Source organism: Eubacterium ramulus (assembly GCF_003122485.1).
GTDB lineage: Bacteria > Bacillota > Clostridia > Lachnospirales > Lachnospiraceae > Eubacterium_I > Eubacterium_I ramulus_A.
The window spans coordinates 11358-35341 of the sequence record NZ_JRFU01000061.1 but is presented as its reverse complement, the minus strand read 5'-3'; the positions used below and the strand labels follow the sequence as shown (position 1 = coordinate 35341).

Annotated in this window: 30 protein-coding genes; 29 read left to right on the top strand and 1 reads right to left on the bottom strand. The window is 38.0% G+C overall.

The window, feature by feature from the left end:
• The first annotated feature begins 10 nt into the window (after positions 1 to 10).
• The 20 genes from LG34_RS05725 (at position 11) to LG34_RS05630 (ending at position 14294) form a co-directional block, all read left to right on the top strand.
• On the top strand, positions 11 to 985 hold the full coding sequence (locus LG34_RS05725; protein ID WP_109215226.1) for an N-acetylmuramoyl-L-alanine amidase: 975 nt from the start codon (positions 11 to 13) through the stop codon (positions 983 to 985).
• A gap of 23 nt (positions 986 to 1008) precedes the next feature.
• Positions 1009 to 1317: a phage holin family protein gene (locus tag LG34_RS05720; protein WP_109215225.1), complete on the top strand. Its 309-nt coding sequence runs from the start codon at positions 1009 to 1011 to the stop codon at positions 1315 to 1317.
• Positions 1317 to 1619, top strand: coding sequence for a hypothetical protein (locus LG34_RS05715; protein WP_109215224.1), 303 nt, complete (start codon positions 1317 to 1319; stop codon positions 1617 to 1619). Before LG34_RS05720 ends, LG34_RS05715 begins: the two co-directional genes overlap by 1 nt.
• A gap of 349 nt (positions 1620 to 1968) precedes the next feature.
• Positions 1969 to 2553 carry a hypothetical protein gene (locus LG34_RS05710; RefSeq protein WP_109215223.1) on the top strand — a complete coding sequence of 195 codons (585 nt, stop codon included), beginning with the start codon at positions 1969 to 1971 and terminating at the stop codon, positions 2551 to 2553.
• A gap of 182 nt (positions 2554 to 2735) precedes the next feature.
• Positions 2736 to 4151, top strand: coding sequence for an AAA family ATPase (locus tag LG34_RS05705; protein ID WP_242979812.1), 1416 nt, complete (start codon positions 2736 to 2738; stop codon positions 4149 to 4151).
• Positions 4152 to 4154: 3 nt separating this feature from the next.
• On the top strand, positions 4155 to 4754 hold the full coding sequence (locus LG34_RS05700; protein WP_109215222.1) for a hypothetical protein: 600 nt from the start codon (positions 4155 to 4157) through the stop codon (positions 4752 to 4754).
• A gap of 333 nt (positions 4755 to 5087) precedes the next feature.
• Positions 5088 to 5387 carry a hypothetical protein gene (locus LG34_RS05695; RefSeq protein ID WP_146190192.1) on the top strand — a complete coding sequence of 100 codons (300 nt, stop codon included), beginning with the start codon at positions 5088 to 5090 and terminating at the stop codon, positions 5385 to 5387.
• A gap of 109 nt (positions 5388 to 5496) precedes the next feature.
• Positions 5497 to 5871, top strand: a complete 375-nt coding sequence (locus LG34_RS05690; RefSeq protein WP_242831190.1) for a hypothetical protein — start codon at positions 5497 to 5499, stop codon at positions 5869 to 5871.
• Positions 5872 to 5886: 15 nt separating this feature from the next.
• Positions 5887 to 6597 (top strand): hypothetical protein, encoded by a 711-nt coding sequence (locus tag LG34_RS05685; RefSeq protein WP_109215220.1) that lies wholly within the window; start codon positions 5887 to 5889, stop codon positions 6595 to 6597.
• 62 nt (positions 6598 to 6659) lie between these two features.
• Positions 6660 to 7274: an SMI1/KNR4 family protein gene (locus LG34_RS05680; RefSeq protein WP_109215219.1), complete on the top strand. Its 615-nt coding sequence runs from the start codon at positions 6660 to 6662 to the stop codon at positions 7272 to 7274.
• Between the two features lie 56 nt (positions 7275 to 7330).
• Positions 7331 to 7816, top strand: a complete 486-nt coding sequence (locus LG34_RS05675) for an SMI1/KNR4 family protein (RefSeq protein WP_109215218.1) — start codon at positions 7331 to 7333, stop codon at positions 7814 to 7816.
• Positions 7817 to 7972: 156 nt separating this feature from the next.
• A complete protein-coding gene (locus tag LG34_RS05670) occupies positions 7973 to 8599 on the top strand; it encodes a hypothetical protein (protein WP_109215217.1) in 627 nt (208 codons plus the stop codon).
• A 19-nt stretch (positions 8600 to 8618) separates the two neighbouring features.
• Positions 8619 to 9056, top strand: coding sequence for a hypothetical protein (locus LG34_RS05665; RefSeq protein ID WP_109215216.1), 438 nt, complete (start codon positions 8619 to 8621; stop codon positions 9054 to 9056).
• 36 nt (positions 9057 to 9092) lie between these two features.
• Positions 9093 to 9470, top strand: coding sequence for a hypothetical protein (locus tag LG34_RS05660; RefSeq protein WP_109215215.1), 378 nt, complete (start codon positions 9093 to 9095; stop codon positions 9468 to 9470).
• Between the two features lie 91 nt (positions 9471 to 9561).
• On the top strand, positions 9562 to 9969 hold the full coding sequence (locus tag LG34_RS05655) for a hypothetical protein (protein WP_109215214.1): 408 nt from the start codon (positions 9562 to 9564) through the stop codon (positions 9967 to 9969).
• A 574-nt stretch (positions 9970 to 10543) separates the two neighbouring features.
• A complete protein-coding gene (locus tag LG34_RS05650; RefSeq protein WP_040646272.1) occupies positions 10544 to 10879 on the top strand; it encodes a DUF3784 domain-containing protein in 336 nt (111 codons plus the stop codon).
• A gap of 39 nt (positions 10880 to 10918) precedes the next feature.
• Positions 10919 to 11260, top strand: a complete 342-nt coding sequence (locus LG34_RS05645) for a hypothetical protein (protein ID WP_109215213.1) — start codon at positions 10919 to 10921, stop codon at positions 11258 to 11260.
• 47 nt (positions 11261 to 11307) lie between these two features.
• Positions 11308 to 12069, top strand: a complete 762-nt coding sequence (locus tag LG34_RS05640; protein ID WP_109215212.1) for an ABC transporter ATP-binding protein — start codon at positions 11308 to 11310, stop codon at positions 12067 to 12069.
• Positions 12056 to 13828 carry an FtsX-like permease family protein gene (locus LG34_RS05635; RefSeq protein WP_109215211.1) on the top strand — a complete coding sequence of 591 codons (1773 nt, stop codon included), beginning with the start codon at positions 12056 to 12058 and terminating at the stop codon, positions 13826 to 13828. The genes LG34_RS05640 and LG34_RS05635 overlap by 14 nt, the downstream gene beginning before the upstream one ends.
• A gap of 88 nt (positions 13829 to 13916) precedes the next feature.
• On the top strand, positions 13917 to 14294 hold the full coding sequence (locus LG34_RS05630; RefSeq protein ID WP_021748087.1) for a translation elongation factor Tu domain protein: 378 nt from the start codon (positions 13917 to 13919) through the stop codon (positions 14292 to 14294).
• Between the two features lie 627 nt (positions 14295 to 14921).
• On the opposite strand, the gene LG34_RS05620 is transcribed toward LG34_RS05630, so the two are convergent.
• Positions 14922 to 15677, bottom strand: coding sequence for a 4Fe-4S binding protein (locus LG34_RS05620; protein WP_109215209.1), 756 nt, complete (start codon positions 15675 to 15677; stop codon positions 14922 to 14924).
• Positions 15678 to 15780: 103 nt separating this feature from the next.
• On the opposite strand from LG34_RS05620, the gene LG34_RS05615 reads away from it, so the two are divergent.
• From LG34_RS05615 to LG34_RS05575, 9 genes are all read left to right on the top strand, one after another.
• Positions 15781 to 16251, top strand: coding sequence for an RrF2 family transcriptional regulator (locus tag LG34_RS05615; protein ID WP_242979811.1), 471 nt, complete (start codon positions 15781 to 15783; stop codon positions 16249 to 16251).
• Between the two features lie 72 nt (positions 16252 to 16323).
• Complete coding sequence (locus LG34_RS05610; RefSeq protein ID WP_109215207.1) at positions 16324 to 16941, top strand: DNA alkylation repair protein; 618 nt, start codon at positions 16324 to 16326, stop codon at positions 16939 to 16941.
• Between the two features lie 56 nt (positions 16942 to 16997).
• On the top strand, positions 16998 to 17609 hold the full coding sequence (locus tag LG34_RS05605) for a class I SAM-dependent methyltransferase (protein WP_055273072.1): 612 nt from the start codon (positions 16998 to 17000) through the stop codon (positions 17607 to 17609).
• Positions 17610 to 17841: 232 nt separating this feature from the next.
• Positions 17842 to 18201 carry an ArsR/SmtB family transcription factor gene (locus tag LG34_RS05600; protein ID WP_015512809.1) on the top strand — a complete coding sequence of 120 codons (360 nt, stop codon included), beginning with the start codon at positions 17842 to 17844 and terminating at the stop codon, positions 18199 to 18201.
• A 59-nt stretch (positions 18202 to 18260) separates the two neighbouring features.
• On the top strand, positions 18261 to 20615 hold the full coding sequence (locus LG34_RS05595; RefSeq protein ID WP_109215206.1) for a heavy metal translocating P-type ATPase: 2355 nt from the start codon (positions 18261 to 18263) through the stop codon (positions 20613 to 20615).
• A 16-nt stretch (positions 20616 to 20631) separates the two neighbouring features.
• Entirely contained in the window at positions 20632 to 21150 is a 519-nt protein-coding gene (locus LG34_RS05590) for a DUF6921 family protein (protein ID WP_008703789.1), read from the top strand.
• A gap of 10 nt (positions 21151 to 21160) precedes the next feature.
• Positions 21161 to 21700: a hypothetical protein gene (locus LG34_RS05585; RefSeq protein ID WP_009203875.1), complete on the top strand. Its 540-nt coding sequence runs from the start codon at positions 21161 to 21163 to the stop codon at positions 21698 to 21700.
• Complete coding sequence (locus tag LG34_RS05580; RefSeq protein WP_109215205.1) at positions 21697 to 23241, top strand: FAD-binding protein; 1545 nt, start codon at positions 21697 to 21699, stop codon at positions 23239 to 23241. The genes LG34_RS05585 and LG34_RS05580 overlap by 4 nt, the downstream gene beginning before the upstream one ends.
• Entirely contained in the window at positions 23238 to 23948 is a 711-nt protein-coding gene (locus tag LG34_RS05575) for a succinate dehydrogenase/fumarate reductase iron-sulfur subunit (protein ID WP_431602601.1), read from the top strand. Before LG34_RS05580 ends, LG34_RS05575 begins: the two co-directional genes overlap by 4 nt.
• Positions 23949 to 23984: the final 36 nt, after the last annotated feature.

Here is a 23984-nt window from a genome sequence, read left to right as displayed (position 1 = left end):
ATGATTCAAAATGGCAGTATATAATGTACATGGCGGCCATAACCCTGCAGGTAGAGTAGCTTGCGGTGCCGTTGGTCTGTTAGATGAGTCTAAAGAAGACCGTTTAGTAGCATTTGAACTTATTAATTATCTAAGAAAAGCCGGACAGACCGCTAGAGATTGCACATGCAATAATGGCACTAGCCAACGTGATGTTCTCGAAAAGATTGTTAAGAAATGCAACGAAGTAACTGCTTCATACGATATTTCTATTCATCTTAATTCAGGAAGATCCGATTCAAATGGTGATGGAGTTCAGGGTGGATTTGAAGTTCACGTATGCAGCACTGACAAAGGTAAGAAAGAGATCGCTGACAGAGCCATTACGAACATGAAAGCCCTTGGTTTTAGAATCCACAGCACAGGAATTGTAATCCGGAAAGATCTCTATGTACTCAATCACACAAAAGCACCGGCTCTACTCTTTGAGATTTGCTTTGTAGATGACAAAGATGACTACAACCAGTATCGAAAAGTTGGTTACAAGCGAATTGCCAGGGCATTAGCCGAAGCTATTCTCAACAGAACCATAGAAGATGATACCGTTGCTAGTAACTTTACCGGTCTTGCAAACTCTGCTCATGGCGATGGTAACTGGTATTACTACACAAATGGTAAAATCGATACCAGCGTAACCACGGTAGCTAAGAACAAAAATGGTTGGTGGTTTGTTAAGAATGGCAAAGTCGACTTCTCATGTAACAGCGTAGAGAAAAATGAGAACGGTTGGTGGAAAATCGTTAACGGAAAGGTTGACTTCAACTACAACGGCCTTGCTAAGAATGCAAATGGTTGGTGGAAAATTGTCAACGGACAGGTGGATTTCAATTTCACCGGATTAGCTCAAAACGATCAGGGCATCTGGATAGTTGAAAACGGTAAGGTTAACTTTGACTTTACCGGAAATAAAGAGTGCCAGTTCAATGGCGGTAAACTCGTATTATAATAAGGAAAGGAGACGTGTGAATTATGGATTTCTTAACATTATTTCAGGATCATTTTGTGATTGTCGTAACTTTGGCTTGCTTACTTGTCGGGTATCTGATCAAGAAGGCAAGCTTTTTTAAATGGGTTCCGAATGATGACATCCCGGTTATTCTTGCAGTAATCGGCGTTGTATCCAACTGTATTGTTGGAGGACTCTCATTTGAATCTGTTATCTATGGCGCTTTTATGGGCGTCGCGGCGACTGGTCTTCATCAGGGATTCAAAGCATTTGTCGAAGGAAATAAAAATAATACTGAAGGAAATAAAAATAATACTGAAGGAGATATTTGATGCCAGAATTTACAATCAGTTTGGGACAGATCTTATGGATTTGTTCTTTTATTGGCGCCGTATGGGGAGTATGGAAAATCATCAAAGAAATAAAAAAACCAAATGATGATTTGAAAGCTATCGTGAAGAAACACTCAGCGTTGCTTGATGCCGATAATAGACGATTAAATAACGTGGAGGGGTCTGACAGGATGCTTCTCAGGTGTATGCTCGTAATTATCAATCATGATATTACGGGCAATGGAATTGACAAATTAAAAGAGACGCGCGATGAGTTAAATGAATATTTAATTAAGCATTAGATCAAAATGGAGTAAAGGGGGAAGTCATGTTATTGACAACCCCTTTTATTTTTTCGAACACGATAAACACTAATCAGACGTAGATGGTTTGCACATTATTAGTACATTTCGACCTCTAAAACCGCATAAATACTAGACTTCCTGTTTCCGTAGAGGAAGCTGCTAAGGCTGGTAAGTTCTAAGAAAACCGCATAAATACTGACTTTTTGAGGGCTTGGTTCGTTTTGACAAGCCCTCAATTTTTGTATATAATACACACGTAATACACAGGTAATACACAATGCGTAATACACAAATAATACACAAATGGACAGTAGTTTCCATTTGAAAAGCGGAAGGATGGATTACGATGAAATTACCTAATGGATACGGCAGTGTACACAAATTGAAAGGAAAAAGGCGAAAACCATGGAGGGCTAGAATTACAGACGGATTTGTTTATGATCTGGTGGAAGATAAACAAGTTCAAAAGTATAAGACGCTTGGATATTATGAAACAAAACAAAAAGCGTTACAGGCGCTTGCTGCATATAATGAGAACCCGTATGATTTAGATGCTGACAAGATTACGTTTGCTGAATGTTATGAAAAATGGACGGAAGAATATTTTAAAAAAATCACTCCAGCTGCTATTAGAACCGTAAAAGCCGCATATAAGTATTGTTCTTCTTTGTATAATATGAGAATGAAGGATATTCGGGTATATCATTTGTCTGGTTGTATGGATGATGGATATATTATTCAAGATAAGGGAAAAGATAAAGGAAAGAAGAGAATGGCTTCAGCCGGAACGAAATCCAGAATGAAATCTATGTTCAATCTGATGTTTGATTATGCAATGGCGCATGAGGTGGTTTTTACAAACTATGCGAGAAATTATAAGATTGATGCTGAAATACTAGAGGAAAAAGAAAAGAATAAAAGACTTAAGTAGGAACTCCTATCTGGGATTCAGGCTCATGGATGGGAACCGGATGCGGAAAGTAGCGCATAATGAAAGAAAACTAAAAACTGTCATATAGGGAAAAATGAAGCTGCCGCTCCATGAATGTTTGTTCGTGGAAGCGGCAGTTTCCCTATGATGATGTGCGAATAATTTGAAAAAAGGGATGGCATATGGTAGTATTAAATGATAAAGATGTCAGGCAGAAAACAGGGGTTATCCTGGAGCAAAAAAGCAATCTGATGGGAGAGGAGACGGGAATGGATAAAAAATGGACACTCCACGTTGAAAATTTTGCAAAAATAAAAAGTGCAGATGTTACGATCGCACCGTTAATGTGTTTTGTGGGTGATAACAATAGCGGAAAAAGTTATTTGATGAGTATTTTATGGGGAATATTGACTTTAGGTAAAGATATTTTCCCAAAGAAGCCCTCTGAAGCAAAGGCATACAAGCAGTGCGAAAGCTGGTTAAAAGAACATCTTAACACAGAAACTGCACTGACGGATGATGCGATAGACCTGTATATAACCTGGTTTAATGAATTACTGAGTACACAGAAAAAAGCTCTGGTAAAAAAAATTTTCAACTATGAGGTTGAGATTGAAAAACTAAAGATTACACATTATGAGAGGAATCATCCGATCAAGATGGTTTGGGATGCGTCTGCATCCAGATATTCTGTCACAGGCGGATATATTAAATTCCCAGAAGTGGAAGCGGCAAACTGGGAAGAACTGCTCCGTATGAATGCTTATATCTGCTGGAATTTATTAATGGAAGGAATTGCAGCACCATGGTATACGCCGATCGTAAAGGGCAGACGGAATGGGGAACCAATTTACTTACCGGCATCAAGAACCGGTTTTATGCTCACGTATGCCCAGTTGATTGAAAATTCACTGCAGATTAGTTTTTCACCGGAATTGCAGGATAACACAAGTACCCTGACACTTCCGTATGTAGATTTTTTGCAGTTGATAACAAAATTTGAGATCAATAAAAAAGACAGCAAAAAGTATGCAAAGATCATCGAATATATTGAAAAGCAGATGACGAAGGGAAATCTGTCCGTAAAGAAAGATATGTTGCCAGTGATCAAATATCAACCGGAGGGCAGTGAGAAAGAGCTTCCGCTGTATGTGGCATCTTCCATTGTTTCGGAAATTTCTCCGCTGCTGTTGGTGCTGAAATCCGGGATCAATTTTAATGCGATGATCATTGAAGAACCGGAAGCACATCTGCATCCAGAATTGCAGCAGAAAATGGCACGATTGCTTATTAATATGATGAATCTTGGGATTCCGGTATGGATCACTACGCACAGTGATACGATTTTACAGCATATCAATAACATGATGAAATTGAAAAACCATGTGCGGAGTAGTGAACTGCAGAAAGAATATGGATACCGGAAAGAAGATCTGCTTTCCAGAGAAGATGTTCAGATGTATCAGTTTGTTCCAGACAATAATGGAAAAACACACTTAGAAGCGCTGGAAGCAACAAAGTACGGATTCGTTGTGCCTACATTCAATAATGCCCTCGAAAAGATTGTAGAGGAAGTGTATGCATTTCAGGAGGACTGATAAATGGTAGAAGAACGGATTGCATATGGAATTGAGAAGTTTTTGGAAGAAGATTTTTTCCTTCCGGAAAATGATTCTTACTGCTTGGAGGAAAAGAGCGAATCTGGCAGAAGCGAGCTGCAGGTGACCATTCAGGGAGATAACTTATGCTGTGAAGATTATGATCACAAAGGGAAGTGTAATTTCCTTAAACGTGAAAGTCCCCTGAAATTACAAAGAAGTGTAGATCATGTGTTGCTTCAGAAAAAAGATGGAAAATGGATCTTGCATCTGATCGAAATGAAAAGTAAAGTTGATGATAAAAAGTGGCATGAGATAAAGCAAAAAACGCGTGCCAGCTATTTTAATGTCTGCGCATTGGAACGGGTGCTTGGGATACATATTGATGAGGTTGAGGTATATACAACCTATGAAACTACAGGATTTTGGCATTCGGAGCAAAGCGAAGATCCGAAAATCATTGTACCACTTCTTGGAAAACCGTTGCCACCAAAGCCGGAGAGCGAATGGGAGAATCAGTGTGGATGTTGGAGAAATCGTGCAGTTTCATCATCATGCCGTAAAAATGCAGCGGACAGAAGATGGGAGAAAACTGATCGGTGAACTGAACATTCAGTGATCAAAACACAAAGTAAATAAGCAGAATCTATATTGAGAGGGTACTCACAAAGATGTGGGTACTCTTTTCCATTTCTAAAAACACATAATTAGATCAACTTATGTCAAAAGCCAGGAATATTTATCAGAGTAATCAATGCACCATATTTGCCAAAATATAGATGGAAAAAGGCAGGCAGTATGGTAAAATGAAAGCAACAAGCAGCGGCAGGTAAAGAGTTTTTGGGATCATAAAAAATACAGAAGATTTTATGTGATCTATGCAAAAACCAGATCAGAAGGCCAGAACAGTAAAAGGGGGACAAGGCAGGTATGGTTATGAACAAAACAATTAAAAATGCAATGGAAGAATTGGAAGATTGGTTATCTGATCCAAGTGAATTGGAAAAGAAACCGGCGAAGATAGAATATACAAATGCATTTGCAGATGAGGACGGTATAAATTGTTTGGTTTTCAAGTATAAAAAGAATCTATTGGGGAAATGGTTATTGGGGATTGTAAGTGAATCCGGAACTTTCAGTGAAATGGGAGAATATAATCAGAAAACGGAAATTGATGATGCCAAAAGAATACTGGAAATGTTGAAGAACTATTGGAAAGAGATGGCGAAAAATTAGTAAAACAGAGAGAGGGAACATGATGAACAGGATTCCAGTATTTTATATATTTTTTTGTATATTGGCAGTCTGTTCCGTACTGATTATTGTCATGCGTTGGAAAAGATATGTGAAATATTCTAATGGAACATATAAAAATGTGGGACAGGATTTGATATTTCGGACGGAACTGTCGCGAGATGAAATAGTTCGAAAATTGAAAGTACATGATGTAAATGATACGTTGGATTATGATTTTTATGAAAAAAGTGGTGAATATTTTATTAAAGTAAAAGGTGTAAAACGCCTTGCGTTTAATGGAATATTGACTGCAGATTTCAAGGTTGACTTTTTCGAAAACACACAAAAGTATATTATTATCCATCAGTGCAATAATTTTCAAATGCTATATTCGTCAGGATATGAGGCTGAAATATTTGAGTTCATGGTGAAAAAATTAAATTGTATTCCGCAGAAATCGGTAAATAAAAATGTAGAATTGTAAAGGAGCTGGCATTATATGTTGCCACATAATAAAATAATCAAAACAACTGTTAAGGAATTTTTAGAGTCAGAAAATTTGTTTCAAATAGGAAGTTCAAGAAGTTGGATAGATGATAATGGGTACTATTTCATTATCGTTGAATTTGCAACAAATGGTTATTCTAAAGGGGCAAGTTTGAATGCCGGAGTCTCATTTTTATGGGAATCTACAGAAAGCCTAAACAAAATGCTATCATATAACTATGGATGTGATGTTAGTACCGGTGTTGGTTATGTGGAATATAAAAACGATGATGAGGCGTTTCAGATTGTCATAGAAAAACTGGCAAAAAGTGCTTTGAAGGAAATAGACGAATATCGAAAATTTTCAGATATGGAATATGCAAAATCCTGTTTGCAGGAGCAAGTTGAGAAACTGCCAGAACATAGACGATTCTGGGAGTTATATCATCTGGCAATGCTCTGTTTCATGAAAGGGGATTTTGAAGAAGGAAAGGAAGTATTTGAACATTATCTGCAAAGATTAAAGGACAGTTTTTATTCTGGGGATTATTATATTGAATGGCATGAACAATTTTATAATTACTGTATTGAAAACATTCAATGTCAGTTATCTTCAAAGGAATCTGCTCAACAAATGGTTATTGATATGATTAATCGAAGACGAAAATCTTTCTGTGAGAAAGCATCGTATAAAAAGATGAGTAAAGAACTGTATACATTATAAAGCGTTTGTGGTTTTTAGACAAATTACAAAAGAAAATCAAAGATTAAGCATGGGGTATTTTTATGAATCTAAAGAATTTGGAATATATAGAAAAAAATAATCCTGTAACCAAAGAAGAAATCGATTTTGCGGAGAAGCGTATCAATGGGGAACTGCCAAAAGTCTACAAAGAATTTTTACGTTATGCAAATGGGATGGTTATGAATTTGTGCGTATTATACGATACACAAAGTATTGTTGAAAGTTATGAATGTAATGAATTTGCAGAATATGCGCCCGGATACATAAGCATAGGAAATGATAATGGTGATCGGGAACTCATTATAAAAGCAGAAAAGGGAGCCGTACTGTGTGGATTTTTAGATGCTGCAGAAATTGGAAGCTCTGAACCAGAAGAATGGTTTAACTTTAAATCATGGGCAGAGAGTGGATGTGAAATGGATGATGAGGAGGACGATACCGGATATGGAAATGTTTATATTACAAAACTGCCGGACGAAAAATTGAAATTTTTAGCAGAGACGAAAAAGATATTTGCGCTTTCAATATCAACGGGTGTTCTTTACCAACAGGTAAATACCTTGCCATGTGTTATAGTGCAGCAGATTACAGAATCAAAAGCAGATATTTTGATGCAGAAGACATCGTATCCTAAATGCTATAAATTTGGAAAATAAAAATGATAATTCTGCTGCTATAGAAATTAAAAACGGTAGAGGGAGACAATGTAGGTATGGTATTGTTTGAAAAATTTAAAAAGAAGAACGAAACACACAAAGAAAGTTATTCAGAAGAACAAAAGGAATTAAAATTTATAATCCAACAAAATCAGGCTATATTTGGAAATGCTTTTTTAGGAAAAAGAGCAACAGATGCCGAAATAGCACAGGCAGAACAGAAGTTAGCTTTAAAAATTCCAGATCCTTTTATATGGTTTTTAAAAGAATATGGCTGTGGTGGATATTGGTTCGACATAATGGGGTATTTTAAGAACGGGAAACCAAAATTTGTAGAAATAACATTGGAACAAAGAAAAAATGGTTTGCCAGAGAAGTATATCATTATAGAAGATTGTGATGAATTTTACTATTGTATTGATAGTGTGAGTGGAAAAATTTCATCATGGAGTCAATATGATAAAGATGGTATACGGGAGCGTTTTGATAATTTCTATGAGTTTTTTAAAGATAATTTGCAAAATGCAATGGATAATTTTTAGAAGACTGGAAGAAGCAATAGCGCATAGGGAAGCCGGAAAATATCCAATATCATCGGATATTTTGGATAAAACGATTGATGAGTTAAAAGAAATATTATCTGCTGAGAAATAAAGAGGATTGGATCGTAAGATATGGAATAAGAGAGGAATGGACCGGTGGCAACAAAAAAGAAGATAACAGATGACTGGCAGCAACTTTTTCCAGAATTAAAAAAGACAAAATTACTTGAAATGGATAACAGATTAGGACCATTGATAACAGGAATTTATTTAAAAGTAGTCAGAAATACATACTATACACCAGTTGCTTATGTACATAATTTATGCAGAGAATATTCTAGCATTACAACATCATTAGAGTGTACCAGTGAAACAATAGCGTTAGAAAAACATGAAGAAAGATATATGTTTTCGGCAGAAAGGTTAAAAAATAAATTGTTGATTCCGCTTAAAGGTGATGTCCCACTAGATAAAATTGTAGACGGATATAAACTTTTTTTGAGTAATCCAAAGAGAAAATCGTTTGAAGAATATAAAGATATTGCACTGGTGTGTGGCTGGTATGGAGAAAAGAAAATACTTGACGATATCCTTGAATATATTTGGAATAATGTGCAAAAGGATAAAAATCATCCTTTTTTTAGAAATAAAGATAGAGGAGTAGAAGGATGGTTTGAAAAAATTCGCGAGGAGTCAAGTGATTGTGAAAGGCTTCATGAAATATGTGAGAAAGAGATACAAAAGCATAAAGTAGGAAAACTGCCATATAGAAATATCATTTGAAAGAGGGGATGTTGTATTTATGATAGCACTTGAGGTATTCAAAAAAATATTAGAAGAAAATGGGGATAAGTTTCCATTATTAACGCTGGATGAATTTTTTGATGGAAATTCAGAAGAAGATTCGATTGCTCCAAACCAGTGGGAAAATGGCCGCCCAACACTGGATGAAATGTGGAAAAAGTTTCGAGAGATTGAGAAACTGCCAAATGTAGCATGGGTGCGTGTTGCGTTACATGATGATACAGAAATTGTGGAAGAGGACGGAATGGAACGTGTAAACCTTGTCGGGGATTCCGTCATAGTGTGTACAGACATGGAAGCTGATGAATTAGAAAATATTGTGGATTGCGACTGGCTGTGTTCGGATGGAGTAACAGAATCAGAACCTGCTTTGTATTATTCCTGTATACCGGAAATTCCAGAGAATTATCAATGTCTGGAAATTGTGTGGGATTAGGTTTGGATTGTGATTTATGGAAGAAGGCAAGCATAGATGAATTTTATAGATAAGGCATTGGTAGAATTTACAAATGGTGAAGATTTTGTACAGAAAATGGCGGACATTTATGAGTATCCAGAAGTAAGAGAAGAATTAGCAAATTATCCAACATGGATCAGAAATATCGTAACCGTTATTGATTATGACACAGAGCTGGCTATGGATGGTTTAGAGTTTAAAAGTTATAGAAATGTTATCGATGCTCTGACTGATATAGGGGTGACTACGGAAGCACAGGCTTTAATTGAATTGGAAGGTGACGTGTCGCAAGATGGTATAGATAGCTGTTATTCAAAACTAGCACTGAACAATGATTATGAGGCTTTCTGGGATAAGCTTTATTCGTATGCTGACAAGAACATGAAACAATAAGCAACATTTTGATAAAAAGCTTATTAGTGGAATAGTCCATGTTGTTATGAAATCAGAGAGAAAAACGGATTTTTAGAGGAGGTATGGATTTATGACGAAAGAGCAGATAATTGCTGGATTGAAAAATGCGGCAAAACCATGTGAAGAATATTATATAGAAGATGATCTGATAGATGCTATCAACCAATATCCAGAACCTTTTGAATTAGTGGAGCCGATTTTAGAAATCATAGGTACAAATCCACTGGTCGATTTTGGAATGCCGGGGGATCTGGTTCATTTTGTAGAGCAATTTTATAAACATGGGTATGAAGAATTACTGATTTCTTCGGTAAGAAAAAATCCAACTCCACATAATATCTGGATGGTGCACCGCTGCTATAATGATATGAAAAATCCAAAGCGTGAAATGTTTGCTGAACTTATGCGCGATTTGAAAAAAGATAGTTCTGTTTCAACGGAGATCAAAAACAGTATTGATGAATTTGATTGGGAATAAAGTAAATTACATAAAGTTATAACATATGGAAAAATCCATACCGAAAGGGTACTCACAAAGATGTGGGTACTTTTTTAGTTTCCGAAAAAATAGAATCGGCGTATATAAAAAGCATAAGTTATCACATTCTTTAACAAAGAATCTTCACAGATAGGCAGCAGCCTATGTCACAAGAGCAGGAATTTCTACCTGCAGTAATCAAAGGCAAAATAAAAGAGAAAGATTGGATCGAAAGCGGAGGAGAAAAGTAAACATAAGTTGAGATAATGGAAGAAACCGATACCTGACAGGGCATAGTAAGCACTGCCAGGGTCGGTTTTTTCTTTTTCCCAAAATGCAAAGTCACTGAAAAAATGTAGCAATATGTGTGACAGTGGCTTATAATATGGTGATAAGTACGAGAGAGAAAGAGGTTTCAACGTGGCAAAATTGTATTTTCGCTATGGGGCAATGGGCAGCTCAAAGTCTGTCAAGCAAGTCGACAGGCAGTGTATTAAAATTAGGTGGATGTAATTGAAGAAAAAATATGATATCATGTGAGAACAAATCGGGATTTGTAAAGGAGGAATATACTATGAATATAGGGTTTTGGCTATGTGGAGTTTTGGTTATTCCATTTGTGATTATAGGAGTGTTATTTGCAATATTTAAAGAAAAAGCGGCTAAATTTGTTTCGGGATTTAATTCATTACCGAAAGAAGAACAGGCATTGTATGATAAAGCTCATATTTCTCGTGATATAAAAAATCAGTGTTTTACATGGGCTGGCATAATGTTAGTAGGAGCAGTGTTGTCTTATTTTTTAACACCATATATGGCTATTCCGGCTTTTATTATTTGGCTCGTTTTATTTTTCAAAGAGGTTCACTTTGACACGCACAAAGCATTTGAAAAATATTTATTAAAATAACTTCCAGATGATAAAGCAGAAGTATAGGGTTTGATTCATATGATTTCAGTAAAAAAACAGAGAATTGCTGCTATTATGGTTTTAAGTTCCATCATGCTGATTTTACTTTTGTCGCTAAATTTCCGAATCTGGAGTGGATATTATGCAGAAGGGGATTTGGAAAGTATAGTCATACAGCAGATGGAATGTTTGGAAAAGTCAAATAGTGAAAACGATATAAGCGAAAGTATATGTTTGCATTTCTATGAGTGTATATGTTTCGGTGGAATAGAAATAATGGTGCTCTGGGTATATGATGGCTTTAAATACCTCGGACAAGGTGAGTTTTCTTTCAGACCGGGAGTTACCCTTTGCAGTCTATCGGTTCGGATGGATGATTAAATACTTCTGATAATCAAATTTAAAATTTATTATCAGGAGGAATTTCGATGTATGTATTAAATGCAAATCATATTTCAAAAAGTTATAAAACCGCAGGAGAAACTATGCGGATTTTGCAGAATGTGAATCTGCAAGTTATGAAAGGAGAAATGGTTGCTATTATGGGACCATCCGGCAGTGGAAAGACTACTCTGCTCCATGTGCTGACCGGAGTTGACACACCGGACGATGGAGAAACCGTAATAGGAGGAGAAACGTTTTCACAGCTTACGGAAGAAGAGAAGGCATTTTTTCGCAGAAAGCATATGGGAATGATTTTTCAGGATTTCCAGCTTTTGGAGAGTTTGACGGTAAAAGAAAATATATTGTTACCACTCATTCTTGAACGAAAAGAAGCAAACATCCAGCAAGAGCGTTTTTCAAGAATAGCGGATGTGCTCGGCATTGAAAAATTAGCTGACAAAGGAATTACGGAAATATCGGGAGGTCAGAAACAGAGAGTTGCGATTGGCAGGGCGCTGATCAATGAACCGGATATTATTTTTGGAGATGAGCCAACAGGAAGCCTTGACCGAAAGACCACCGGGGATGTGATGCGATGTATGAAACAGATGAATCAACGGTCTGGCATCAGCTCTCTGCTTGTGACACATGATGCTTATACGGCATCCTTTTGTGACCGGGTACTTTTTCTACAGGATGGGAATCTGGCAAAAGAAGTAAAGAAAGAGAACACTGCCGATAATTTCAGAGAAGATATATGGAAAACGCTGTGCGGTTTGGGAGGTGGAAAAGATGACCTTTTTTGATATTTCCCGAAAGATGCTGAAAGCTGGTTTTTACAAATATCGATTGTACTTTCTATGCAATTTATCTGCAACGGCATTATTCTGTTGTTTTGCAGTTATTTCCACAAACAGGACGTTTATGAATGCGTCGATTGTAAATTCATCAATATCCAATAACATTTATCTTCCATTTTTTCTGTCTGCAGTGTTTCTGGTTTTTTTTCTTCCTGTTTCGTGTCAGGCATTTCTGGCATCAAGAAAACAGGAATACGGCGTGATGTTTTCTCTTGGCATGAGCCGGAAGGAAGCGTTTAGAAACTTACTTTTTGAAAATGTGATCATATCCGTGCTGGCATTAGCAATAGCACTTGTGGCAGGAACTGTGCTGTCATTTTTATTTTTTTCCGTTATCATTTATGCAATAGATGTTCACGGAGTGCAATGGCAGTTTTGCCCGGAAGCATATAAGCTTACAGCAGTTCTATATACAGTAGTGGTGGCAGTTGCTTTTATCCTGAATGCCGGGAGACTTATGCTGGATAAAATCGGAACCCTGCTAAAAGCACAATATCGGGCAGAAAAAACAGGAAAGATCAGTACATTCTTATGCAGACTTGCACCCAACTACATGAGGTTTCATCTGGTGGAATGGTCATTTGTCCGCAGACACAAGAAAGAATGGGGATGTAGGTATGTTTTAGCCTCTCTCATAATAGCGGTATCTGTTATGCTTACGGGGGTATGTGTGACTTTATATCCGGCTTTTCTACAGGATGCAAAAAGTTATTCTCCCTATGACATGGTGTACTCAGAAATCTATGGAATGAATCAGGTTTCAGTACAGGATGTCCTTCATATATTGGAGAAAAATGGTGTTACTGTAGAACAGGTCATTCAGCTTCCCTATATCAGAGATGATGTTTTTAATTACCTTCCTGTGACAGAAATAAACCGGGATTTTGGATGTGATTATCAGATTCAGGAAGGCGAGTTTTTGAATTTGTTTCAGTACAATCTGGAAGATGGGTATGAACATAACATACAGCCAGTATCTACTGTAACGATTTCCGGGGACAGAAAACTGCAGTCTGTTGGAACAGATGTAAAGATACTGTTTAATCAAAATCCGACCTTTGCAGATAAAACACTGATCATCAACGATTCTGATTTCGAAAAATTAAGTGCAGATATAACAGGTAGTGCTGGTATCGCAAACTTGTTTCAGTTTCAGAATTGGGAAGATTCTTATGCGGGAGTATGTGAAGTAAAAGAATATCTGCAGGAAAGCAATCAGTTGAATGAAGATGAGCAGACATATTATGAATTGTCTTCGAAAGTGGAGAAATACCAGGATGCAAAGAAATCAGGACAATTTTTATTATTTTTGATGGCATTTGTGATAGGGCTTATGATAATGGCTGAGTTTCTGTTAATTCATTCACGTATCCAGGCAGAGAAGGAAGAAAATAGCAGGGTCATTTGTAGTTTGCGAATGTTGGGAATGATAGACAAGGAAATGGTAAAATGCCTATGCTATAAGAATTTTCTAAGATTTATACCGCCATCGGTTGTGGGAACAATCCTTTCTTTCCTGCCATCTTATTATCTGAATGAGAGTTATGGAATGGGGACGAATGGAATTCTGGCAGGAATCGTATTTGGAGTGATTTTGACAGTCGGAATATTCGTAGTGATACGCAGGTATTCTGAAAAAGAAGAAAAACTTTATGAAAGCGGTTTTATAATACAAGGAAGAGGATTTTTCGAGAGGATTTTTTGATTATAGATAAGTAGAAAAAGATTCAAATCCTGTGTATAATTAAAAGATAAAGATAGAGACAACTCGGAAGTTATAAAGGAGAAACACTATGGGATTATTTGGTAAAAGCAAAAAAGAGCGAGAAAAAGAGTATATGAACAGATTAGATGTTCCATTATGTTTAAAAGAAGACTTTGAATTGATTATTGATGATGTATTTACAATTATGGGGGTTGGAACAGTTGCCACAGGAAACATATCAACAGGAATGTGTAGAGAAGGAGAAAATGCGTGTGTTTATAAAACAAATGGAGGTGTATTAGAGACTATAATTACTACCATCGATATACATACAAAAGAACGAAAATCAAATGGTTGTGGATATAAAACAGAACATGTTGGACTTGGGTTAAGAGGAGTTTCTAAGGAACAATTAGAAAAAGGAGATAGAGTGATTGTAAAGAATGCCAATATGTATGGAATGTAATTACAAATTCCGGTTGAACAAAATCGCTGCGCGATGGCCTGCCAAGGCTGTGGCGCAGCTTTCTTTTTCTCAATAATAAAATAGGCAATGACAATTCTTACCAGTATTTGATATTGTAAAGTTACCACACAAAACAATTCAATACAGAAAGACACCACTGCCTATGAAAAGAATACCATTTGACCGCTTTTCTGACAAGCGGTTTTATTATGCTAATGCACCTCCATGTAAGCAGGGTTTTTCATTTACTACTGATTTTACATGGAAGATTTTACTATGTAGGAAGGATAAAGAAGTTGCAGAGATGATATAATGAATCGAAAAGAGTTAGAAGAATATATACGAAGCAATTATAGTGCAGAGCCCGATCATCCGTGGGTAAAATATCCGAATTACATAGTTTTCCGACATCAGAGCAATAAAAAATGGTTTGCGATTATTATGGATGTCCCCAAAAATAAACTAGGTTTACAGGAAAACGATATTTTGGATGTGGTTAATTTTAAATGACAGCATCTAAAATTCACAGGAAGAAAATGTGAGAAATTATATATTTGTCGAAATATAATAGTTAACCCTTCCAGACTAAATTATAGAATGGAAGGGTTAAAAGCATATGTTTAAGCTTTAGATAAACAGCTCATTTTCTTTTTCAACTGAGCAGGTTTTTTTGAGTGCAGCGGCAGCGACCGAAGTCATAAGCTGGCTGACCTTTCTTGCATGAACTGGGCATATGGACACGCACCTCATACAGGAGATACATTTGCTTTTGTCGGAGAGCTTCAGTTGATCTGCAGAGATAGCTCCGGATGGACATTTTTGTGCGCATAGACCGCAAGCAGTACAGGTGGCATTTGCTTTAGGAATCATTCCGACTCCTGCTTTTTTGTACGGTTTGTTGCCGGGAACTACAGGTGTTGATAATGCGCCAGAAGCAGCTTTTTCAAGAATTCGATCACCAAATTCAGCGAGTTCTTTATAATCATTCAAATTAGGTCTTCCAGCTGCGTATTTGCGGATGATAGAGTGTTCTGCTACGGCTGAGATAGCTGTAATCACCTGGAATCCGGCTGTTTGTGCGTAATCCTGCATCTGCAACAGGGTATCCTCGTAAGCACGGTTGCCATATACTGCGGTAACAACACACATTGCACCGTTTCCTTTGAGCATAGAAAGCCTTTCTAAGGCAAGACTGGGTGCTACACCACCAAAAGACGGCATCGCAATCAGGACCAGCGAATCTTTTTCAAAAGAAATTTTAGCGTAATCAGTATCCAGAAGAGTCAGATCGATTGTTTCGATTTGTTTCCAGTTTTTCGTGATTGCATTTGCAACCTTTTCTGTTCCACCAGTTGGACTGAAAATAATCCTATAATATTTCATTTTATTCCTCCTTTGGTGTAAAAAATAAAACTACATCACGGGTTCAGTATAACAGCTACATGGTGTAGTGTCAATATTTACAGCAGATGAGTGCTATGATAAAATGGGAATGAAAAAACGGAGGATTGATTTTATGCATATCAGTAATAAGTGTTCGATTGCAGTTCATTGCCTGGTATTTATAAATGAATATGGAAAAGAAAAGAAAGTGACAAGTGAACTGCTATCCCTATCAACTGGATGTAATCCAGTTACTATCAGAAACATTATCAGTGCGCTGAAGAAAGACGGAATCATAGATGTAAAACCTGGAACAGGTGGCACAACGCTGGCAGTTCCGCTTCAGGATATTTCGCTCTATAGTATTTGTTCCTCCGTAGATCCTCAAGCAATTGATAAAATGATAGGTATTCATTCCAAACCATCTCCTTTTTGTCCAGTTGGTAGAAATATTAGAAATGTACTTGATCAAACATATGACATGCTAAAAGAAAACCTTATATCCAGCATGAAAAACATCTCAATGGAAAAAATTGTGTCAGACTATCATTCACTGCTTGACAGAGATAGTTGATTGTCTAAGTAATTCGACAGATTCCAGTTTGTATAACAGGAAAATTTGAATTTGAAAGTAAGGTGATTTTGTTTGGAAAATTATATTGCGAGTTTAGAAAAAGAATTTTCTTTGATAGAAAATGGTTTTAAAGAGGAAGAAAAAAGAGCCTTATCCGATTATAGATCTAATGATAAAGAATTTGTCAAGAAGTTGGCGTTTTTAGCTTATAACTCAAATACCTATCAAATAAGAATGTACGGTGTATTTCTTTTTGGATACTTATCAGAACAAAATGATATTTTGACATTTATGAGAGATGAAGTTTCTAAAGATGATAATTGGAGAGTTCAGGAAGTATTAGCAAAGGCATTTGATGAATTTTGCAAAAATACAGGATATGAAAAAGCACTTCCGATTATTGATGAATGGTTAGAAAATGATAATCCAAATACGAGGAGAGCAGTTACGGAAGGATTAAGAATATGGACAAGCAGACCATATTTCAAAGATAATCCGAATGAAGCAATTAGGCGGATTGTAGCCTTAAAAGAAGATCCGAGTGAATATGTTAGGAAATCAGTAGGTAATGCTTTAAGAGATATTAGTAAAAAATTTCCGGAGCTGATTAAAGATGAACTCAATAACTGGAAGTTAGAAAGCAAAGAAATAAATCAAGTATACAAACTGGCGAGTAAACTTATTAACTGATAAATCCCAGTTTGGAGAATTGAGAAAATCGGAATTTAAAGAGGAGGAATAATGCAATGAACTTCTTTGAAAATACTCGTAAGCCACAAGGCTTCGGTGGAAAATTGATGACGAAGATGATGAACATCGGTCACGCCAAGTTATCACAATGGGGATTCTCAAATATCTCAGTGAATCCGGACGCTGCGGTACTGGATGTTGGTTGCGGAGGCGGTGCAAATATTGTAGCCTGGTTGGGCAAATGCGGAAATGGACATGTGACAGGAATGGATTATTCGAAGGTCAGTGTGGCAGAATCTCAAAAACTGAACGCCGCCGCCATTAAACAAGGGAAATGTTGCGTGGTTCAAGGTGATGTATCTGCTATCCCTTTTCCTGATGCGGTTTTTGATTATGTTTCTGCTTTTGAGACAGTTTACTTTTGGCCGGGATTGAAAAAATGTTTTTTTGAGGTAAATCGAGTTCTGAAAAACGGAGGGACATTCCTGATTTGTAACGAATCTGACGGAACGAATGACGCAGATGAAAAATGGACAAAGTTGATTGATGGTATGAAGATTTACACATCTGATCAACTCATTGCTGCTTTGAAAGAAGCAGGTTTTACAGAGATAAAAACGTATTCAAATACAAAAAATCATTGGATAAGTATTGTTGCAACGAAATAGCCAATTTCCAGTTTATTGGGAAGTCGCAGAGAACGAAAAATCGGAATTTACAGGAAGTGTGACAAGAAAGCCAAAACGGTATACTGGGAAAAAAAGATTAAGAAAAGAATAAAGAGCTGGTTTTAATTGTAAAATTTATGGGGAACTAACATCAGCTTATTGACATAAATTTAAAAATAAGTATAATAATAGTTGAGTAGTTGTTCAACTATTATTATTTGGAGGTGAATATATGTCAAAAACGTCTTATATTTGTAATTGCGATGTAATTCATGAGGATATTGTGAATGATGTGAAATCCAAGATGCAGCCAAAAGATGATTATATCCAGTTGGCTTCTTTGTTTAAGCTATTTGGAGATGGAACTAGAGTACAAATCTTACACGCTCTAGAACAGAGTGAGATGTGTGTATGTGATCTTGCAGTGCTACTGGGGGTAACAAAATCTGCAATTTCGCATCAGTTAAAGGCATTACGCCTAGCGAATCTGGTAAAATTCCGTAAAGAAGCACAGATAGTTTACTACTCGCTGGCAGATGATCATGTGAAAGAGATTATTGACAAGGGATTTGAGCATCTTTGGCAGAAATAATATTTTTTAATATTATAGTTGAGTAATTGAACAATTAAACAAATTATAAGGAGATTATCATGAAACGCATATTTCTATTAAAAGGGTTGGACTGTCCAAATTGTTCCGCAAAAATTGAAAAAGAAGTCGGAGAGTTGGATGGAGTGCAATCCTCAGTGGTAAATCTGATGAAGCAGACGCTTACAATCAATGTTACTCAGACAGCCGCAGATACGATAGCCAGTCAGATTGAAACGATTGTTCATAGTCATGAGCCAGATGTGGAAGTTCAGGAAGAAACCGTTATGAATGTTACAAAGAGTTATTCGTTAAAAGGATTGGATTGTCCGAATTGTTCTGCAAAAATTGAAAAAGAAGTCGGAGAATTGGATGGAGTACAATCCTCAGTTGTAAATTTGATGAAGCAGACGCTGACAATCAATGTTGCTCCAGTTGCCGCAAATACAATAGCCAGTCAGATTGAAACGATTGTCCACAGCCATGAGCCAGATGTAGAAGTTTCCGAAATTGCACAGGAATACTATATACCTGCAAAAAAACAGGATACCAATACATCCTATAACAATGAGGACAAGAAGTTGACGATTCGTTTAGCGATTGGCGCAGCAATCTATGGTATTGGTATGGCATTGACAGTTTTTGCGAAAGTGCCACTGCCTGTCGAGTTAGTTTTTCTCATTGTCTCCTATATTATTCTTGGCGGGGATGTTGTATGGCAAGCTGTGAGGAATATTTCAAAGGGACGTGTGTTTGATGAACATTTCCTGATGAGCGTTTCTACGATTGGTGCTTTTGTCATTGGTGAATATCCGGAAGCAGTTGCTGTTATGCTGTTCTATCAAGTTGGTGAATTTTTCCAGTCATTGGCTGTTGAGCGTTCCAGAAAATCTATATCAGATTTAATGGATATACGTCCGGATTGTGCTACAGTCAGAAGGAACGGAGAATTGATTACCATATCTCCTGAAAGTGTTGCCATTGGTGAGATTATTATTGTAAAGCCTGGTGAAAAAATCCCATTAGACGGTGTGGTATTGGATGGAGATTCTATGCTGGATACAAGGGCTTTAACTGGAGAATCGGTTCCGAGAAGCGTTCATAAAGGAGACGAAGCACTTTCCGGTTGTATGAATCAGACGGGTGTTTTAACGATTAAGACAACGAAAGCATTTGGTGAATCTACTGCTTCAAAGATTATTGATCTTGTGGAGAATGCGTCCAGTAGAAAAGCACCAACAGAAAATTTCATTACTACATTTGCACGTTATTACACTCCTGTTGTTGTAATCTTAGCAGCTATTCTGGCAATTCTGCCACCGATCCTTCTTGGTGGAGGTTGGACAGAGTGGATTCGCAGAGGATTTGTTTTCCTTGTGGTATCTTGCCCATGTGCATTGGTCATTTCAATCCCGCTGACTTTCTTCGGAGGTATTGGTGCGGCATCTAAACGAGGTGTTCTTGTAAAAGGAAGTAATTATTTAGAGGCGCTTAATAATGTCAGCATTATTGTGTTCGATAAAACTGGAACACTTACAAAGGGTGTTTTCAATGTGACTGATATTCTGCCTGCAAATGGATTTTCAAAAGAACAGGTTCTGGAGTATGCGGCCCAGGCAGAGAGCTTTTCTAACCATCCTATTGCAAAATCCATTCTCTCTACTTATGGAAAAGAAATTGACCAATCAGTTATCTCTGATTACAAGGAAATTTCCGGATATGGAATCAGTGCCATGGCAGGAAAGAAGAAAGTTTATGCTGGCAATACGAAACTTATGGATTCAGAGCATGTGGAGTACACAGCCTGTGAAAAAGTTGGTACAAAGGTTTATGTAGCAGTAGATGGTCAATATGCCGGATGCATTTTGATAACAGATGAAGTGAAGCCGGACAGTAAAAAAGCAATTTCTGACCTGAAACATATCGGCGTGGAAAAAACAGTCATGCTTACCGGTGATGATGAAAAAATAGGGAAGTCTGTTGCAGAAGAATTGCAGTTGGATGAATATTATGCACAGCTGCTTCCTGACCAAAAAGTGGAAAAGGTTGAGCTTTTAGACAGTAAAAAGAGACCGGGAAGCAAATTGACTTTTGTTGGTGATGGTATCAATGACGCTCCTGTCCTTGCCCGTGCAGATGTTGGTATTGCAATGGGTGGGCTTGGTTCGGATGCGGCCATTGAAGCAGCAGATGTAGTTCTGATGACAGATGAACCGTCTAAGCTGGTGGACGCGATTGAAGTAGCAAAAGCGACAAAACAGATTGTCATGCAGAATATAGTGATTGCTCTTGGGATTAAGAGTGTGTTCCTGATTCTTGGCGCTCTTGGTATTGCGGGAATGTGGGAAGCTGTATTTGGTGATGTAGGCGTTACCATAATTGCTGTTTTGAACGCAATGAGAATTTTGAAAAAATAGGAAATGAGGTGGGAATGTGAAACGAAAACTGATTCTGTTAGTTGTTACGATTGTTTTTCTTGTAGGTTTTGGTGTCATTTTACATTCACCGCCTTCTATGATTGATGCAGTCACAGGAGCAACACCGAAGTCAAAAAAGGCGGCTCAAGCCTCCGCACAGTTGGAAGGCTCTTATGTTCTCGGTATTAATATGATGTCAGATGGTCTCGACAACGAGAACACCCGGAATAAATTAAAAGAATTGGCACTGGACGATTCGGAAACAAATGAAACAGATCTCATGAAAACGGACATTAGTTTTCGGTTATATGTATCTGAGACGGATTATCCGCTTGTCAGTTATGCTAAGAAACTCTGTGACAGGTTGAAACAGGCCGGTTTTTCCGTAGATCTGAAAGAGTACAGTAACACAATGATGTTATCAAGAGTGGTAAGTGGAAAGTATGATGTATTCCTGGCATCGGATGATTTTATTGACGTTACAACGCTAACACAGATGGACTATATGATCATGGACAGCGAAGAAATGAGGTGAGCGGGAATTTATGAGAAAATGGAATACGATTTTGTCTGTTTTAATGCTTCTCATTTTTATGATTCATGGAATCATGGGCAGCTTTATGCTGAACGGAGTTGGAAGTAGTGCAGGGAAACTTCTTGCATGGATTGGTGTTGGTATTCTTGTTGTGCATACGGTGATTGGTGTCATCCTGACAGTTCAGAGTTTACAGACAGCGAAGCAATCAGGAAAAATGTATCTGAAACAAAACGTCATATTTTGGGCGAGACGAGCCAGTGGGATGGCAATACTGATTCTGCTGTTATTCCATATTGGCTTGTTTGGAAAGGTGCAGAATGGGACATATATTTTGTTCCCTTTTACAACGGTAAAGATGGTAACTCAGCTTTTGTTCGTAGCGGCAATCTTTGTTCATATTTTTATCAATATCCGCCCATTGCTCGTATCACTGGGAATCATCAGTTATAAAGAACGAAGGAGTGATATTTATTTGATCCTTTCGGTGCTTCTTCTTTTTATAGCGGGAGCGGTTATTTTATATTATATTGGGTGGCAATATCTATGAGTAAGACAATTATTATTATAGGTGCTGGACTGGCAGGACTTTCAGCGGCTTTGCAGGCAGCGGAAAATGGATGCAATGTAAAACTGGTTTCCTCCCTTCCGTCAGAGCGGGCACAGTCTGTTATGGCGGAGGGCGGTATCAACGCAGCTTTGAATACAAAAGATGAAAACGACAGTCCCGAAGAACATTTTACAGATACAATAAAGGCAGCATGTGGTCTGGCTGATCCAAATGCAGTTTGGGGAATGACACAGGCAGCACCGGAGCTGGTGCACTGGCTGCTAAAACTTGGAGTTAAATTTAACATGAGTGGCTATGATGATGTGGATCTGCGGAATTTTGGCGGGCAGAAAAAGAAACGGACTGCTTTTGCACAGAGCGATACCGGGAAGCAGATCATGACAGCTATGATAGACGCTGTTCGCAGGAAAGAAGCATCTGGTATGGTAGAACGGTTCAGCCATCATTCTTTCCTGACACTTCGTCTGTGTGGCAATATTTGTTGTGGCTGCGTAATCAGGGATGAATACAGTCAGGAGACTGTGGAATTACCGGGGGATGCGGTTATTGTTGCCACCGGTGGTATGCACGGATTGTTTGGAAATACAACGGGTTCGCTGAGCAATACAGGAGAAGTCACCGCAGAATTGTTCCGGCTTGGTGTTCCTCTGGCAAATGGCGAGATGATCCAGTATCATCCGACAACTGTGAAATGTGGTGGAAAACGCATGCTCATCAGCGAGGCGGCCAGAGGGGAAGGTGGCAGGTTGTTTGCCATGAAAGATGGAAAACAATGGTATTTCATGGAGGAAAAATACCCGGAGCTTGGAAATCTGATGCCACGAGATATTACCGCCAGAGAGATATGGAAGGTCAGCCATGAATCAGAGGTATTTCTTGACATGACGGAAATATCGGAGGAGATTATTTCAAATAAGCTATCTGGTCTGGCAGACGATTGTATGACCTATCTGCATAAAGATATACGAAAGGAACCGGTGTCTGTTTTACCGGGAATTCACTATTTTATGGGAGGCATTCTGGTGGATGAGCAGCACAGAACGCCGATTCAGAATCTTTGCGCTGCCGGAGAATGCTGTGCCCAATATCATGGTGCCAACCGCCTTGGTGGAAATTCTCTGTTAGGAGCGTTATACGGAGGACGTGTTGCGGCAAAATCAGCATGCGAACAGGCAGATGTAGTAGATCTATCTTGTGCGACACAGATAGATTTTCCACCAGCGTCTCAAATTTCAGAAATAAAGCAATTAAACAAAGTGATGCAGGAGACTATGGGCGTTGTCAGAAATGAGAATACGTTGTTAAATGGGATTCAAACGGTACAAGCGCTGACAGGAAATCTTCCATTGCTTGGCATGGCAGTTCTAAAGAGTGCTCTTGCAAGAAAAGAAAGCCGTGGTGCACACTGGCGGGAGGATTATCCGAAGAGCAATGACGATGATTACCTTAAAACAACGGTAGCCAGATTTGATGGAAAGCAGATACAGATTTCCTTTGTACCTGTTCCAGAAAGGCGGTGATTCACTTGCTATATAAAATAAGAATCAGGCGGCAGGAGAGTCAGAAATCAGACAGTTATTGGCAGGAATTTGAGTATGACGGAAGCAAAAGCAGCTCTGTTGCCACTGTTCTAAAGGAATTGAACAGTAGAACCCCTTTGAAAGATAACTCAGGAAATATAGTTACTCCCATCAGCTGGGAATGTAGCTGTATGATGCGAAAATGTGGGGCTTGCGCCATGCTGATTAACGAACGTCCGAGGTTGGCATGCTCTACATTTCTACATACGTTAAAAGGTTCTACAATCATCTTGGAACCTTTAAGCAAATTTCCGCTTGTAAGAGATTTGACCGTTGACCGGTCAAATCTGTTTGAAAATTTGAAAAAACTGAACCTTTGGCTTGAAAGTGAAGCTTATATGAGTTCGTGGACACATGAACCGAGATACCAGTCGGCACGCTGTCTGATGTGTGGCTGTTGCCTTGAAGTGTGTCCTAACTTCTCTGCAAATGGGACTTTCGCAGGCACTGTTGCTGCAGTCAACGCATTTCGGATTCTGAATGAAGAACAGGAAAGCACTCATTTGAATGAGATTTCTGCTGAATATAAGAAGAGATTTTTTGAAGGATGCGGGAAGTCGTTATCTTGTCATGATATTTGTCCGATTGGTCTGCCTGTGGAAGAACTGCTTGTAAGGTCGAATGCAGCGGCTGTTTGGGGCAAATAAAATGGATGATAAAAGCTATAATGAATGTATGAAGAG